The organism is Acinetobacter sp. NPDC052428 (genome assembly GCF_044547685.1).
GTDB lineage: Bacteria > Pseudomonadota > Gammaproteobacteria > Pseudomonadales > Moraxellaceae > Acinetobacter > Acinetobacter lwoffii_G.
In genome coordinates this window covers 51,357-65,569 of the sequence record NZ_JBIUAT010000007.1, presented here as the reverse complement: position 1 = coordinate 65,569, position 14,213 = coordinate 51,357, and the positions used below count along the sequence as shown (strand labels likewise).

Below are 14,213 nucleotides of genomic sequence, written 5' to 3'. Positions count from 1 at the left end.
ATCGATAAGAAGTAAGGTGTAATGAAGAAATTGACACAGGCAGTTTTTGAGGAGCGTCGCGCAATCCTCGCAGGGGAAATCGGTTTACGCAGTATCGCTATTATCGCGACCAGTCCGGTAGCTATGCGTAACCGTGATGCAGATTATAAATACCGTGCAGACAGTAGTTTCTTCTATTTAACCGGATTCGCGGAACCTGAAGCTGTGGCTGTGATTGAAACCTTTGACACTGAAGAAGAAGGCTATAGCTACAGTTTGTTCTGTCGTGAACGTAATCGGGAAATGGAAATCTGGAACGGCTACCGCGCGGGTATTGACGGGGCTATTCAGGATTATGATGCAGATGAAGCCTATGCGATTGATTTGCTGGATGAAGAAATCTTAGAAAAGTTACAAAATAAAGATCAGTTATTTTATCGCATTGGACAGCATGCAGAGTTTGATGCGCGTGTCGCCAAATGGATTGCGACTGCAAGTGGTGAAAGCCGTCGTGGGACTTCTGCGCCAGCGCAAGTCATTCAGCTGGATCGTATTGTCGATGAAATGCGTCTGCATAAAGATGCAAATGAAATTGAACTAATGCAGATTGCTTCCGATATTTCTGCTGATGCACATACTCAAGCGATGCTAGCAGTACGTCCGGGTATGATGGAATATGCGCTGGAAGCCGAGCTGAATTATGTCTTTGGCAAAAATGGCGGTGTTCCGGCTTATAACAGTATTGTCGGTGGCGGTGAAAATGCCTGCATCCTGCATTATGTAGAAAATGACAAAGAACTGAAAGATGGCGATTTAGTCCTGATTGATGCTGCAGCTGAATATCAGTTCTATGCTTCAGACATTACCCGTACCTTTCCGGTAAATGGTAAATTCAGTCCGGAACAGAAAGCCTTATATAACGTAGTACTGGATGCTCAAATCGCTGCGATCAATGCCGTGCAAATTGGTAACTCGTATAAAGAACCTCACAATGTTGCAGTGCTTATTTTGGTGCAGGGTTTGCTCGATCTTGGCTTGATGCAGGGTAATATCGACGAGATTATAGAAAAAGAAGCTTTTCGTCAGTTCTACATGCACGGTACGGGGCATTGGCTCGGTATGGATGTGCATGATGTCGGTGCTTATAAGGTTGATGGTGAATGGCGCTCGTATGAAGAGGGCATGGTCGTGACCGTTGAGCCGGGTCTCTACATCGCGCCTGATGATGAAACAGTGGATGCCAAATGGCGTGGAATTGGCATCCGAATTGAAGATGATGTGGTAGCCACTGCAAATGGCCCACTGGTTTTAACTGCGAAAGTTGTCAAAACGGTAGAAGAGATTGAAGCATTGATGGCGAAAGCGCGCGCTGCCTAATCCAAGAAAAATACAGAAAGCCGGTCGCGAGATCGGCTTTTTTTATGACATTTCTATGCCGTTTTAAACAAGAATTCCTAGCTATATCGTATCGATCAAAAAGTGATTTAGCTTACGTTTATATAGAACAAGTCAAATAAAGCTAATCTAAGTAAAATTTACAGCTTAAAAATTGACAGGAAGTCAACACAGAAAATCCGTTTTTAGCATCAAAGCTACATATTAAATGCGCTGAGATTCTCATACTTTCTCTGATCCTTAAATAGACTTAAATAACAGCAGGAGAACACTTATGAGATTAAATACGATTGACTGGATTGCTTATGCTTTAACAATCATTGGTGGCATCAATTGGGGTTTAATTGGTGCATTCGATTTTAATCTAGTCGCTGCGATCTTTGGTGATATGAGCGCCTTATCTCGAATTATTTATGTATTGGTTGGTTTGTCGGCATTGTACCTGATTTATACAGGAACGAAGTTGGGTAAAACAGTACACCATACAGATCATCATACCAATATTGTGCGTTAAGCTAATCCTCCTGAGCGAGTTTCTTACAAGATAGGGTTCATGTCTTCGAGTAGCTTGTCGAGAGGATAGAAATAGTGTAGAAGATAAAGAAACCTCGGTAGATTTCCGGGGTTTTTTTATATAGGTGTTTATACGTTATTAATAGAATCATTCTCAGATCTACAACAATGCCTAGCTAAAGATTGACGATCAATATCATACAAATAAGATTAGGTTGTACATGGTTGGATAAATTTGTTCTAAAAAATATCTGTTAGCTCAAAGATCGAGTTATATTTATACAACTCTCTCAAAATAAGAAAAGAATAGTGATTGTAAATGGGCCTCCTGCTACTGAAAGTGAATATCAGCTCATTTATAAATGGCTTGATTCACAATTTTATCATTCAGGATTTACCAACATCGGTATGTATTCAAAATTGTGCGAAGCGAGTAGATCGAGTTATACCAATTTGACTAAGTTTGCGATTGAATCGTATAAGTGCCAAATGAAATTACAATATTCCGTTTTTTAAGGCTGAGCTTAAAAAAGTGAATATGAATATTTCAGTTGCTGAATTAAAGACAAATCGGTTGGAGTTAAGAGCATATAACGTCGGAGATGAAATCTCATTATTCCAAGAATATTGTGGCGACATTGAAGTATCAAAATATTTACAACGGCTGGTGCATATAACAGTCAGTCAAACTCAACAGATGTTGCAGAAATGGGCGTTAAGCTATTGGCAACAACCGAGTCAAGGATTTTCATGGGTGATTGCTGAGCGAAAAAGTCATCTGGCAATCGGGTTATTAACGATCATTCAACAGCAAAATAACAGCTTTGAAATTCATTTCGGACTTGGTCCTCGATTTCAGGGGCAGGGCTATATGCTTGAGGCGATGAAAGCGGTGATTCAGTATTTCAGACAATATCTTACACTTAAATCACTGGATACTTTCTGCGATGCAGAACATATAAAGGCATACCAAGTGCTGTTAAAGACAGGGTTTGAAATCGTTGAACGGATCAATGCTTATACTCTATTGCCGAAGTTGGGTACTGAAAAGCGTGATGTCTTAGTTTTTCAATATAGGCTGGATCATCATGACGAAAACTAAATAAAACGAATCATTATAAAAATTTAAAGCCTTGAGGTAAGATAAAACCAGTATACGTTTTATGTAATTCGCCATAGATGCGAATAAACAGATAAGGAAGTAAGCATGCAACAAGAAGTCATCATTGTCGGTGGTGGGATGGTCGGCTTAAGCCTCGCACTGATGTTGGCGAAAATCAATATTGCAGTCAAACTGTTGGAAGCCATTAAATACCCAAATTATGATGATGAAAATCTTGCGCCATATCATTCCAGTTTTGATGCACGTAACAGTGCTTTGTCACGCCGTAGCGTACAAATCTATCAGGAGCTTGGACTTTGGAATGCCTTGCAAGAACATGCTACCCCAATTCTGGAAGTGAACATTACCGAACAGGGCAGTTTTGGTAAGGCCCGACTGAAAGCCGAGCAGGAAAAAGTCGAAAGCTTTGGTCAGGTCATTGAAAATGCATGGCTCGGTCGGGTGCTTCTCACTCAAGTCAAAAAAGAGCCATTGATTGAACTGATTGATGGTGTGCAGGTGACCTCACTGACCCAAGATGCAGCCTTTGCTTATATTCAAGCGCAGCGCGGTGAATCATCACTAAAATTACAGTCCAAACTGGTTATTGCCGCCGATGGACGCGATTCTTTCTGTCGTAAGGCTTTGGGAATTGGCGCTTCAGAACATGATTATGATCAGGTTGCGATTGTAACTACAGTGCAAACCTCAAAGCCACATGGTCATGTGGGCTTTGAGCGTTTCAGTCATCTGGGCCCTTTGGCACTTTTGCCCTTACCAGGCGAATATCGCCGTTCCGTGGTCTGGCCCGTGAAAAAAGGTACCGAAGGAGAATGGTTGGGGGATGAAAATGACCAGCATTTTCTGGATGCCTTGCAGGAAACGTATGGCGATCGTGCCGGAAAATTCCAGAAAACCGGAAAACGGTTCAGTTTTCCCTTATCTCAAGTGTTAGCTGAAAAGCAGGCTGTTGGTCGTGTAGTGCTCATGGGTAATGCAGCACATACGATTCATCCGGTCGCCGGGCAGGGTTTTAACCTGTGTATGCGGGATGCGCATGTATTGGTACGTTACCTGAAAGAACAGCAGGCACAAGGCGCAGACTTGGGTGATGCCGTGGTATTACAAGGTTATGAAAAATCCCGTCTTAATGACCAGCAGCGTGTGATCAAGTTTTGTGATTCAGTGGTACGTGGCTTTAGTAACCAGAATCCATTTTTAAAGCTGATGCGTAATACGGGTTTAATCGCTTTTGATACGATTCCTGGCATCAAGCCACTCGTTGCAAATTATGCCATGGGGTTAAAAGCATGAGCTTAAATCAAACTAACGAAATACTAGATGTTGTCATTGTTGGCGGTGGGCTGGTCGGTGGACTCACGGCACTATTGCTGGCCCAAGGTGGCGTACAGCCTACAGTTCTGGATGCAGCACCAATTCTGGATGCAGATAAAACCTTGAGTGTGGCGAATCCGCGTGTGCTGGCTTTAAGTCAAGCAACCATTCACCTGTTAAAAACGGTGGGTGTCTGGGAAAACCTGGCACGGCAGCAGCCTTATACCGGTATGCAGGTCTGGAATAAAAATGGCTATGGCGAAATTAATTTTGGCCAGCCTTCAGAAAAAACACCATCGGTAGAGCAGGCTTTAGGCTCGATGGTGGAACCAAGCATTCTGAATCTAGCCATTCAGCAAAAGATGCTGGAAGATGTTCAAGATTATAGGACACAGGTTAAAGTCAGCCGCGTTGAACGTGGCATCGGTGTGTGGATCATTCATCTGGCTGATGGTAGTCAGCTGAAAACCAAAATGGTCATTGGCGCAGATGGTGCAAACTCCTTTGTCCGTGAGCAAGCCTTTATTGATATTGATGTGCTGGATTACAAACAGGCCGGAATCAGTTGTGCGATTAAAACGGCTCAGCCACATCAGCACATGGCGCGTCAGATTTTTCTTGAAACCGGTCCCTTGGCTTTTTTACCTATGGCCAGCCTTAATCCGGAAGAGCAGGGGCTTTGGCAATCGATTGTCTGGACTTTGCCAGAGGATTATGCCGAAGAATATGCAGCGTTGTCAGATGCTGAATTTACTCAGCTATTGACTCGAGAAAGCCAGCATATGTTAGGTGGAGTCTTAGAGGCGACACCACGTGCCACTTTCCCCTTAAAAGCCCGCGCTGCCCCACAATATGTCCAAGATGGTTTAGCCCTCATTGGCGATGCCGCGCATGTGATTCATCCTTTAGCTGGACAAGGGGTGAATATTGGCTGTCTGGATGCTGCCGTGCTCTGTGATGTTTTGCTCCATGATCAGGCGCGTGGCGTATGGGCACATGAGCAGACCCTCAAACGCTATGAACATCGCCGTAAAGGTCAGAACGATGCCATGATGCATAGCATGTCAGCGATTGGCTGGATGGAAACCACATTATTCTTCCCGATGGTTTGGGCACGCAATTTCGGCCTGAAACAGGTAGAAAATCAGCCCATGTTGAAAGATGCATTTATGGCGCAGGCCAACGGTCTGGGTTTACTTAAAGACACACGTTACGCAGCTTAAGACAGAAATGTAAATTTTTTAAACAAACACCAATAAAGAGTAACGATTTTGTTTAAAAAAGATACGATTTTTTGATGTTTGGTACTAGGCGAAGCCCAAAGAGATTGCTAAATTTCACTTAATTCGACACCTGGCTTGGAATACCAAGCAAGCGCCATTTTTGGGGAGATGCAAATGACAGACATGAATGATTATGATGACGACGTTGAAGATTCAATCGTTGACGATGATGAAGCAAAAGCAGCTGAAAAAGGCGCAGCAGATAGTACAGAGGTCGTGAATGATACCGATCTTGCAGAAGCCGAAACCTTGACCGTCACTGCAAAGTTAAAGAAACGTCAGGCACTTGAAGACGAAATCGCGGCTTTCCTGGCCAATGGTGGTCGTATTGTTGAAGTCCCAGCAGATGAATCAGTAGCCAAAGAATAAGTTATTGATTAACTTACCTCTTATAAAAAACACCACATCAATTGTGGTGTTTTTTTTGCAAATTAAAACGAGATAGAAATATCCAGAGCAATTAGTCGTTTGCCGAAGTCAGTTCTAAAGCACGTTGATAAGCGATTTTCTTTTTAATACCCGTTAAATCTGCAGCCAGTTGTGATGCTGCTTTAACGGATAGATCCTGTAATAAGCGATTTAATAATTTATCCAGTTTTTCCTGATCCAGATCTTTTTCTTCGGTGGCACCGCCAATCACCAAAACAATTTCGCCTTTTTGCTGATTGTGATCATTGCTAATGAATTCCACCAATTCACCCAAGGTCATTTTCTTGATAGTTTCAAAAGTCTTGGTAATTTCACGCGCAAAACCGACCGGGCGATCTGCTCCGAAAACGCTGGCCATATCTTTAACGGACTCCAGAATCCGGTGCGGTGCTTCATAGAAAATTAAAGTCTGGGTTTCATTTTTCAGTTTTTCCAGATTCAGCAGGCGCTGACTTTGTCTGGATGGCAGAAAACCCTCAAAACTGAAACGGTCACTTGGCAAGCCCACTGCACTTAAAGCTGCAATCGCAGCACAAGCACCAGGTACAGGAATCACGCGAATATTATGCGCTTGTGCAGCACGGACAAATTTAAAACCAGGGTCGCTGATCAGGGGAGTACCAGCATCACTGATCAGGGCCATATCTTCGCCATTGAGTAGGCGCTGGATCAACTGATCAATCTTGTTGCTTTCATTATGCTCATGACAGGCGGTCAGAGGTGTTTGAATATTAAAGTGTTTAAGCAACTGTGCTGAAGTTCGTGTATCCTCAGCAGCAATAAGACTCACCGACTTCAACACCTGAATTGCACGATAACTAATATCATCTAAGTGCCCGATTGGAGTCGCAACAACAAATAACTGAGCACTCATAGGTTTCTCCATGTGGAATAAATTGAATAATAAAAAATGGAAGATTAAAAATAAAATATTGGGCTTGTGTTTAGTCAGCTACATCAGCAGCGTACAAGCAGAAGTGCTGATCATTCTACCCGAATCCGGGCCTTTGGCGCGAGCTGCATCGAGTATCAGACAGGGATTTCTCAGCGCCTATGCGTCTTCCGGGCAGAAAGTTCCATTGAAATGGGTCAATTCCCATCAGAAAAATATTGCCCAGCTACTGAAACAGCATGTCAATAAAAAGACCAAAATGGTGGTGGGTCCATTGGCACGTAGCGATGTGGAACAACTACTCAAGAGCAAACCCAAAGTACGTACCCTCAGCCTGAATGATGTAGCAGGGTCATCACCCCAAGTCTGGCAATTCAGCCTGTCCAAAAAAGAAGATGCCGCTGCCTTAAAGACCTTATTGCACAAAGATGGCATTCAACAGCTGCTGATTTTACGCGAGCCGGGCAGTGAAGCCGAGCATGAGTTGTTACTGATGTCCTTGCTCAGCCAGAGTGATCTGAATTTTAAAATCGTGAACAAGGCGCCCATTTTTTTAATGCCGAAGCAGGGGCTGTTATTCCTCGGCAATGCAGAAGGGCTGGCTGCCATACCTGAAATAAGCCGTAAACGGATATATACCGTAGCCAATGCGATTAGCGAGCAGCACAAGTTGCCACAAGGGATCAAGTTCTGTGATGTACCTGTGCTTTATCTGGCTGACTGGCCGGATGTTCTACAGGCCTATGCCAAAGAGCCGGTGGATATGTCCTATCAGCGCCTGATTGCCTTCGGTGGCGATGCCTGGCAGATCACCCAGCAGTACCTGTCACAACCGCATTTGCAGCATATTGAATTTCAGGGTAGAACTGGGCGAATTGAAATCACGGACCACAGTATTCAGCGTAGTCCACAATGTTTCCAGTACACTGGCACAGGTGTCAAGCTACTATGAGCGAAAGAGCAATGCTGCGACAGCAATTAGGTGCATGGGCGGAGCAGCAAGCGGCTCAACTGATGCAGAACCATGGATTTCAGTTCCTGACCGCCAATTATCACAGTCGCTATGGCGAGCTGGATCTGATTCTGGTGCGTGATCAGGAACTGGTCTTTGTGGAAGTCAAAGCACGTGCGCAAACCCGATATGCGCAAGCGATCGAGTCGATTTCCAGAGCAAAACAGGTAAAGATGCTCAAGACGGCAATGTGCTTTATTCAGAAAAATCCACAATTTGCACACTATTACTATCGTTTTGACGTGATTTGTTTTGATTTTAAACAGCAATTTGCAAAAACCATACAGCATGACTTTTCGCAATACCCTTATGATCTGGAATGGATTGAAAATGCTTTTACTTTTGATCAAGAGTTTATTAACCTTTGAACAAAATAAGGTCTAAAGATGCTTATATTTGCTTCAAGATCATTGTAAAGTTCAAGCAGAATTGACATGATCTGAGCTTGAAAACAGATTATTAGATTGAAAAAGACGTAATAAAATGAAGGAGTCTTGCTGAGTGGTTAAGCGTATTGCAATAACAATGCTGTGTGTCGCAAGTTTATCAGGTTGTGCAAGTTTTATTTCCAGCGGCACAGGTACGGCTCCTGTCGGAACTGAAAGTGGGGCGCGTACCTTGGGGCAGGTATTTATTGATTCCTCAATTGTCCGTACTGCAAAAATTAATCTTTATAAATTGGATTCGCGCTTTAAGCAGGCCCGGGTCAATATTGAAAGTTTTCATGGCAATGTCTTATTGACCGGTCAGGTGCCGGATGCCCATTTAAAGCAACTGGCTGAAGACAATGTCAAATCCATGAGTGATGTCAAAGCGGTACATAATTTTATTACTGTAGGCAATCAGATCAGCTATAGCACCATCATGCAGGATACTGCAGTGACTGCAAATACCCGTGGCTTGATCATGAAAGCGACTGTGGTGGCGGATAGCAAGGTGCATGTGCATACTGAAGATGGCGTATTGTATGTAATGGGGCGTTTAAATGGTGCCGAGATTGCTGACCTGAATCAGGTGCTACAACAGGTGGGTAATGTCACCAAAATTGTGACCTTGATCGATAATGTTGAGCAATCCTCAAGTCTGGCCAATCAGAATTTTGCCGCACCGGCATATGCGCAGCCGGGTATTGAACAGACGCCGGTTGCCATTGATCCTGATACGGTTGAACCGACCTATGAACCATAAGGTCGGCCAGTTTAAAACCCAGCTCTCACAGCGTATTTTGCAGTTTCAACAGCACTATCAAGATTTCCGGTTATACGATTTTGGCAGTTATGCTTTAAATCGTTTAACCCCGAAACAGGGTTATACGGTCGAAACCCAATTGGCCTATGGCCTGAAATCCCGGCAACGCTTTGACCTGTTTCGGAGTCAGCAGCCTTTGCTCCATCGTCCCCTGATTGTTTTTGTGCATGGCGGTGCCTGGTTACATGGCGATAAAAAGGATTATCAGTTTATTGGCGAGGCTTTTGCCAAAGAAGGTTATGACGTGGTGGTAATGAATTATCATCTGGCACCACAACATATTTTCCCAACTTATATTCATGATCTGCATTTGTTACTGAATCATTTGCAGCAGTCGGCTAAGCACTTGCAGATCTGTGCTGATAATCTGGTCCTGATGGGACATTCTGCCGGGGCCTTTAATGTCATGTCTGCCTTGTACCATCCGCAATCTGCCAGTATTGACCACGGTCAAATTCGGGCGATTATTGGTCTGGCGGGGCCTTATCATTTTGATTACAAAAATGATCCGATCTGTGCCGATGCATTTGATCAGGCGGTGCCTTATCAGCAGGTGATGCCTTATTATTTTGTTAAAAATAGCTCAATCCGGCATTATCTGTTTATTGCCGAAAAAGACAAGATTGTTGGGCATTTCAATAGCCAGGATTTGGACCGTGTACTGAAAGAGAAGGGCAATCATAGCCATCTGATTCAAATTCCGAAACTTGGTCATATTACCATTGTGGGTTCACTCTCCAGTTTGTTTAGCCGGTTTTTCCAGACCAAGGCACAGGTGCTTTGGGCGCTCGAAGATGCATTTAAATCCTGAGCTGATAGCTGGATAACCCTGTAGCAACACATAAAAAAGAACCCAGGGCGATTATCCACTGGATTCTTTTTTAAGCCGTTGAGCTAAATCTTTCGAGTGCAGATTTATAGCCAGGTCTTGGTGTCGTCTGCGACTGCCGTACCTTGAGTGACATGCATGATCATGGCATGGGCAATACTGCCTTTAAACGGAATTTCCGGCAGCTGATCGAATTTAAAGAATTGCGCATCGCTAATTTCTTCTTCCTGCAGCTGTAGCTCACCGCCAGCATATTCTGCCTTGAAGGCAATCATCAGATTGCTTGGGAAAGGCCAGGGCTGGCTGGCCAGATACTGAATATTCTTGAGTTGTAAGCCAACTTCTTCTAGCGTTTCACGACGTACTGCATCTTCCAGCGTTTCACCCACTTCGACAAAGCCGGCAATCAGTCCATACATCTGGCTTTTAGTATTACGTGCATTTTTGGCCAGCAGAATCTCGTCTTTGCCTCGGGTAATGACGGTAATAACGCAAGGCTGTACCCGTGGATATTGCCGGTAGTTGCAGGATGGGCAGATCATGGCATATTCAACAGCATGCGCTTCAGTCGCTGTACCGCAATGACTACAGAACTTATGGTTACGACGCCATTCTAAAAGTTGTACTGCGCGGCTGGCCTGTTCGAATTGCTGGGTATTCCAGAACTGTAACAGCTGACGGATGGGAACTAGTTGCAAGCCTGCAGGAATCGGCTCATCGGGAAGAAGATCACGGGCAATCACCTGATCACCCGTGTGGAGTAGCAAATCACTTGCTAAGGCTTCAACCCGTGGAAGTTGAAAGTGTTGATCGACCAGCAGTTGCTGTTGTTGAAAAATATAAGCAAGTGATAATTTGGACATTAGGCAACTATTTTGAGTTTCTCACTACTGTCCAATGCTACCTGAAACATCGCCTGTAATACAGGCTGTTTGTTCTTTAAGTTATCAATCATCATGTCGGCACTGGCCAGGGTGTCTAAAGCACGATGAATTTCTTCCGGATTTAATGCAATCGACAGATCAATACGGTTTTTGATGAATTCTGCAGTGGTCGTGAATGCAGTACGAACATGTTCCGCATTCAGGAATAGCATCGCGCCGCCGATTTCACAAAACTGTACCGGAACAGGTTCAAGGGCTGTCAAGTCATGATCTTGCAGGTAATTGCTGAGAATCTGGTTGGAAAGCTCAATTAGAGCCTTAGTTTCAGTGAGTAAAGCAGCGTGTGCTTCATCCAGACGGTCCAGAGAAATATTCATGTTGTTGACACGCAGCTGCAAGCGGCTCGAAGTATGATGACGTTCCAGTACGCCAATCGAGTTCATCGCAGACAGAATGACATTCATTAACTGCTGGGCAAAGCTGGCATCCTGCATCATCTCCGGTTGGTTCAGTGAAGCAGCCTGACGGGTCAGGTCATGATAGGCTTCATTCAGGTTCAATACCTTGAAGATATTCGCCAGATTATTCAGTTGTGCCTGCAATTCCTGAGTCTTTTCAGGCGTCATATTCTGATAATTGAACTCGATATCATTACGAATTTGCGCCATTTCCGTGGTCACCAATTCGCTGATGGTATGCATGGTTTCAAAGTCTGGACCATACAGATGGCGACTGAAGACCTGTAATTGCATATCGGTCAGTAGGTCATCGCCCACATTGAGCTGGCTACGGATAGATTGCGCAGTTTCATCTTCCTGACTGATACACAGGCTAAGAATATTAGCTAAATCTGACAACGAAGCCTTGAAGCTGTCTGCTGAGCTAAAATATTGTGCCATGTTGCGTTCAATGCTCACCAGTGTGCGTAGACGTGGTTCATTAATCAGCAGGTGCTCAATATTGTTCAACGCGACATAGACCAGATTCCAGTACTGCTTGCTGTCATGTTGCTCTGCAAGTCCAGCCAGATAAGCCCCCACCAGTTTGATGGCTTGCAGATCCAGTTCACTTTCTTCCTGATTGATCAGCTTGTTTAGTGACAGCTTATACAGGCGGTGTACATATTGGGATTTTTCCAGGCTTGGTGCCTGTGGCAGCGCAAAATCAGGAGTGACGCAATCCAATAAACCTTCTACATGCTGGCCTTCAGTCGTCAGCGGTTTACCCAAAGCCAGTTCTAGGCGGTTCAGGGTATCCAGCAAAAACTGTGGAATTTTTACTTCACGCAGACAGATAAATTCGATATAGCGTTTCAGCATGGTGGTGCCTTCACTCAAGGCAATCACTTCTTGAGTATTGACCTGCGCCGGATTCCCCATAATCTTGCGCATCAGTTCTGCTGAATATTGAGCGACTTTTGCCAGACTGGACATGTCGATGAGTGCCAGAACTTGGGCGCATTGTTCGAACTGATTTAATGCATCATCAATACCAAAAGGTAAAGTCTGGTCTTCTACCAAGGTGCTTACTGCTGATTCGACTAACTTGATCGAGTTATCAACCTCATTTTTTATTATCAGTAAAGCTGTTGGATCAAAATGTATAGAGGTTTGGTAAGACATGATCTGCACCTTTCCTGGAGTATTATCTATATATGAGCCCCGCTTTAAACTACGGGGCCTCTTTGTATTTACTATAACTGAAGAACAATAGTTTTAAACCTAAAGTATCCCCGGAAATGTAGATTTTATTTCGCGAAAAGGCAAGCAGTTCCATGTTTTTCTTCGAATTGTTTGACCCAATTCTCATGTTCCTGTAATTCCTGTTCTGACGGAAGAATCACCGGCAATTCAATTTCAACTCTGGCCATCCCTGAGCGGCCGTTCTGGTCTTCAGACTGAGACAGGGCATCGATATCAAAAGACACCTGTCCACCGGTCATGGCCAGATAAACATCGGACAGGATTTCCGCATCGAGCAAGGCACCGTGGAAAGTACGGTCGCGTTGTGGAATCTCGTAACGGCGCACTAAGGCATCCAGCGAGTTTTTCTGCCCTGGATGCTTGGACTTGGCCAGTGCCAGGGTATCGGTGACGTCACAGACCTCGGAGAGCGCTTTAAAACCTGCGCGTTTGAATTCCATATCCAGGAAGTTCATATCGAAGGTCGCGTTATGCGCAATAATTTCCGCGTCGTGTAAATAGTCAAACAGCACTTGAGAAATTTCTTCAAACAGCGGTTTGTCTTGCAGGAATTCGTCGGTGATGCCGTGGACATTGACAGAATCACCGACCGGTGTTTTCGGATTGATATAAATATGAATCGAGCTGCCGGTCAGTTTACGGTTAATCATTTCCAGCGCGCCGACTTCAATAATCCGGTCACCATCCTGATAATAAAAACCGGTAGTTTCAGTATCCAGAATCAGTTGTCGTGGGCCATGCAGCTGGAGCTTTGCTGGTGTAATGACAATTTGCGGATGTAGCTCAGTCGAGGTAGATGCTTCTAAAGATGAAGCATCTTTATTGCTGTCCGTTGCTAAAACTTCAGTCTGGGTAATTTCTTCAACAGTCACTTCGATGATTTCTTCCGGTAGATCTTCCAGCTCTTCTTCACTATCGGCCAGATCAAGACCAAATGGATCGTCTAGCAACCAGTCGGGTTCAGATTTTTTTTTATCTTCAGACATTGAAGGGCTTTGCTTGGATTTTTTCAGGGTTTCATCAGCACCCAGATTGGCCAACTGATCGGCCATTTCATTGCCCGGATGTCCAGCATGACTTTTGACCCAGTGCCATTCGATGTCACGTCCCTGACAGACTTCATCGAGTTTTTGCCACAGATCCGGATTTTTGACGTCTTTCCAGTTTTTCTTTTTCCAGCCGTGAATCCATTCGGTAATGCCTTGTTTGACGTACTTAGAATCGGTATAGATCACCAGTTTGTCTTGCTTGTCACAAAACAGAATCCCTTCAATCGCAGCCGTCAGTTCCATACGGTTATTGGTAGTATGATCTTCACCACCATAGATTTTGTGTTCTTGTTGGCCATTAACAATGTACGCACCCCAACCGCCTAAACCCGGGTTGCCGCGGCAGGCGCCATCAACATAAAGTGTGATAGTGTGTGACATAGATTAAATCCGATCAAAATAGAACAAGCTGGAAGGCTTATTGTATAGCGCAAATGCAGTCGATCAATCTATATGTCCGGGATTTTTTAATTTCTTGTAACATTTAACGTGAAATCGCGGTAAATTATTGGCTTGAGTCTTCGACATGCTTCACTACAATGGCATATCTAAAAAATAAA

General features: G+C 44.2%; 14 protein-coding genes. 10 read left to right on the top strand and 4 right to left on the bottom strand.

Annotated elements, in window-relative coordinates; all coding sequences use genetic code 11:
- The first annotated feature begins 21 nt into the window (after positions 1-21).
- The 6 genes from pepP (at position 22) to ACIG3F_RS06660 (ending at position 5,976) form a co-directional block, all read left to right on the top strand.
- Positions 22-1,356 carry a Xaa-Pro aminopeptidase gene (gene pepP / locus ACIG3F_RS06685; RefSeq protein WP_247143341.1) on the top strand — a complete coding sequence of 445 codons (1,335 nt, stop codon included), beginning with the start codon at positions 22-24 and terminating at the stop codon, positions 1,354-1,356.
- 292 nt (positions 1,357-1,648) lie between these two features.
- The gene (locus ACIG3F_RS06680) at positions 1,649-1,888 is read left to right on the top strand and encodes a DUF378 domain-containing protein (RefSeq protein ID WP_005107468.1); all 240 of its coding nucleotides are present in this window, start codon (positions 1,649-1,651) and stop codon (positions 1,886-1,888) included.
- Positions 1,889-2,425: 537 nt separating this feature from the next.
- Positions 2,426-2,989: a GNAT family N-acetyltransferase gene (locus tag ACIG3F_RS06675; protein ID WP_396469658.1), complete on the top strand. Its 564-nt coding sequence runs from the start codon at positions 2,426-2,428 to the stop codon at positions 2,987-2,989.
- Between the two features lie 105 nt (positions 2,990-3,094).
- Positions 3,095-4,303, top strand: coding sequence for a 2-octaprenyl-6-methoxyphenyl hydroxylase (gene ubiH / locus ACIG3F_RS06670; protein WP_396469657.1), 1,209 nt, complete (start codon positions 3,095-3,097; stop codon positions 4,301-4,303).
- Positions 4,300-5,547 carry an FAD-dependent monooxygenase gene (locus ACIG3F_RS06665; RefSeq protein WP_396469656.1) on the top strand — a complete coding sequence of 416 codons (1,248 nt, stop codon included), beginning with the start codon at positions 4,300-4,302 and terminating at the stop codon, positions 5,545-5,547. Before ubiH ends, ACIG3F_RS06665 begins: the two co-directional genes overlap by 4 nt.
- A gap of 174 nt (positions 5,548-5,721) precedes the next feature.
- Positions 5,722-5,976 (top strand): hypothetical protein, encoded by a 255-nt coding sequence (locus ACIG3F_RS06660; protein WP_005246889.1) that lies wholly within the window; start codon positions 5,722-5,724, stop codon positions 5,974-5,976.
- A 91-nt stretch (positions 5,977-6,067) separates the two neighbouring features.
- Here the strand turns inward: ACIG3F_RS06660 and rsmI are convergent, their stop codons facing one another.
- Positions 6,068-6,910: a 16S rRNA (cytidine(1402)-2'-O)-methyltransferase gene (gene rsmI / locus ACIG3F_RS06655; RefSeq protein WP_396469655.1), complete on the bottom strand. Its 843-nt coding sequence runs from the start codon at positions 6,908-6,910 to the stop codon at positions 6,068-6,070.
- Between the two features lie 10 nt (positions 6,911-6,920).
- On the opposite strand from rsmI, the gene ACIG3F_RS06650 reads away from it, so the two are divergent.
- The 4 genes from ACIG3F_RS06650 to ACIG3F_RS06635 all read left to right on the top strand — a co-directional run bounded on the left by ACIG3F_RS06650 (position 6,921) and on the right by ACIG3F_RS06635 (position 9,999).
- The gene (locus tag ACIG3F_RS06650) at positions 6,921-7,880 is read left to right on the top strand and encodes a penicillin-binding protein activator (RefSeq protein ID WP_396469654.1); all 960 of its coding nucleotides are present in this window, start codon (positions 6,921-6,923) and stop codon (positions 7,878-7,880) included.
- An 11-nt stretch (positions 7,881-7,891) separates the two neighbouring features.
- Positions 7,892-8,308: a YraN family protein gene (locus tag ACIG3F_RS06645; RefSeq protein WP_153566992.1), complete on the top strand. Its 417-nt coding sequence runs from the start codon at positions 7,892-7,894 to the stop codon at positions 8,306-8,308.
- Positions 8,309-8,441: 133 nt separating this feature from the next.
- Positions 8,442-9,128, top strand: coding sequence for a BON domain-containing protein (locus ACIG3F_RS06640; RefSeq protein WP_195724957.1), 687 nt, complete (start codon positions 8,442-8,444; stop codon positions 9,126-9,128).
- Positions 9,118-9,999 carry an alpha/beta hydrolase gene (locus ACIG3F_RS06635; RefSeq protein WP_004279524.1) on the top strand — a complete coding sequence of 294 codons (882 nt, stop codon included), beginning with the start codon at positions 9,118-9,120 and terminating at the stop codon, positions 9,997-9,999. The genes ACIG3F_RS06640 and ACIG3F_RS06635 overlap by 11 nt, the downstream gene beginning before the upstream one ends.
- Positions 10,000-10,103: 104 nt before the next feature.
- Here ACIG3F_RS06635 and nudC read toward each other — a convergent pair whose 3' ends face one another.
- The 3 genes from nudC to dnaQ form a co-directional block, all read right to left on the bottom strand.
- Entirely contained in the window at positions 10,104-10,880 is a 777-nt protein-coding gene (gene nudC, locus ACIG3F_RS06630; protein ID WP_396469653.1) for an NAD(+) diphosphatase, read from the bottom strand.
- Complete coding sequence (locus ACIG3F_RS06625) at positions 10,880-12,523, bottom strand: chemotaxis protein (RefSeq protein ID WP_396469652.1); 1,644 nt, start codon at positions 12,521-12,523, stop codon at positions 10,880-10,882. Before ACIG3F_RS06625 ends, nudC begins: the two co-directional genes overlap by 1 nt.
- Before the next feature lie 125 nt (positions 12,524-12,648).
- Positions 12,649-14,034 (bottom strand): DNA polymerase III subunit epsilon, encoded by a 1,386-nt coding sequence (gene dnaQ, locus ACIG3F_RS06620; RefSeq protein WP_396469651.1) that lies wholly within the window; start codon positions 14,032-14,034, stop codon positions 12,649-12,651.
- Positions 14,035-14,213 lie beyond the last annotated feature (179 nt).

Excerpts from the sequence above, each read along its gene's own strand:
- pepP (WP_247143341.1), top strand. The coding sequence starts at position 22 with ATGAAGAAATTGACACAGGCAGTTTTTGAGGAGCGTCGCGCAATCCTC.
- ACIG3F_RS06680 (WP_005107468.1), top strand. The coding sequence starts at position 1,649 with ATGAGATTAAATACGATTGACTGGATTGCTTATGCTTTAACAATCATT.
- ACIG3F_RS06675 (WP_396469658.1), top strand. The coding sequence starts at position 2,426 with ATGAATATTTCAGTTGCTGAATTAAAGACAAATCGGTTGGAGTTAAGA.
- ubiH (WP_396469657.1), top strand. The coding sequence starts at position 3,095 with ATGCAACAAGAAGTCATCATTGTCGGTGGTGGGATGGTCGGCTTAAGC.
- ACIG3F_RS06665 (WP_396469656.1), top strand. The coding sequence starts at position 4,300 with ATGAGCTTAAATCAAACTAACGAAATACTAGATGTTGTCATTGTTGGC.
- ACIG3F_RS06660 (WP_005246889.1), top strand. The coding sequence starts at position 5,722 with ATGACAGACATGAATGATTATGATGACGACGTTGAAGATTCAATCGTT.
- rsmI (WP_396469655.1), bottom strand. The coding sequence starts at position 6,910 with ATGAGTGCTCAGTTATTTGTTGTTGCGACTCCAATCGGGCACTTAGAT.
- ACIG3F_RS06650 (WP_396469654.1), top strand. The coding sequence starts at position 6,921 with ATGTGGAATAAATTGAATAATAAAAAATGGAAGATTAAAAATAAAATA.
- ACIG3F_RS06645 (WP_153566992.1), top strand. The coding sequence starts at position 7,892 with ATGCTGCGACAGCAATTAGGTGCATGGGCGGAGCAGCAAGCGGCTCAA.
- ACIG3F_RS06635 (WP_004279524.1), top strand. The coding sequence starts at position 9,118 with ATGAACCATAAGGTCGGCCAGTTTAAAACCCAGCTCTCACAGCGTATT.
- nudC (WP_396469653.1), bottom strand. The coding sequence starts at position 10,880 with ATGTCCAAATTATCACTTGCTTATATTTTTCAACAACAGCAACTGCTG.
- ACIG3F_RS06625 (WP_396469652.1), bottom strand. The coding sequence starts at position 12,523 with ATGTCTTACCAAACCTCTATACATTTTGATCCAACAGCTTTACTGATA.
- dnaQ (WP_396469651.1), bottom strand. The coding sequence starts at position 14,034 with ATGTCACACACTATCACACTTTATGTTGATGGCGCCTGCCGCGGCAAC.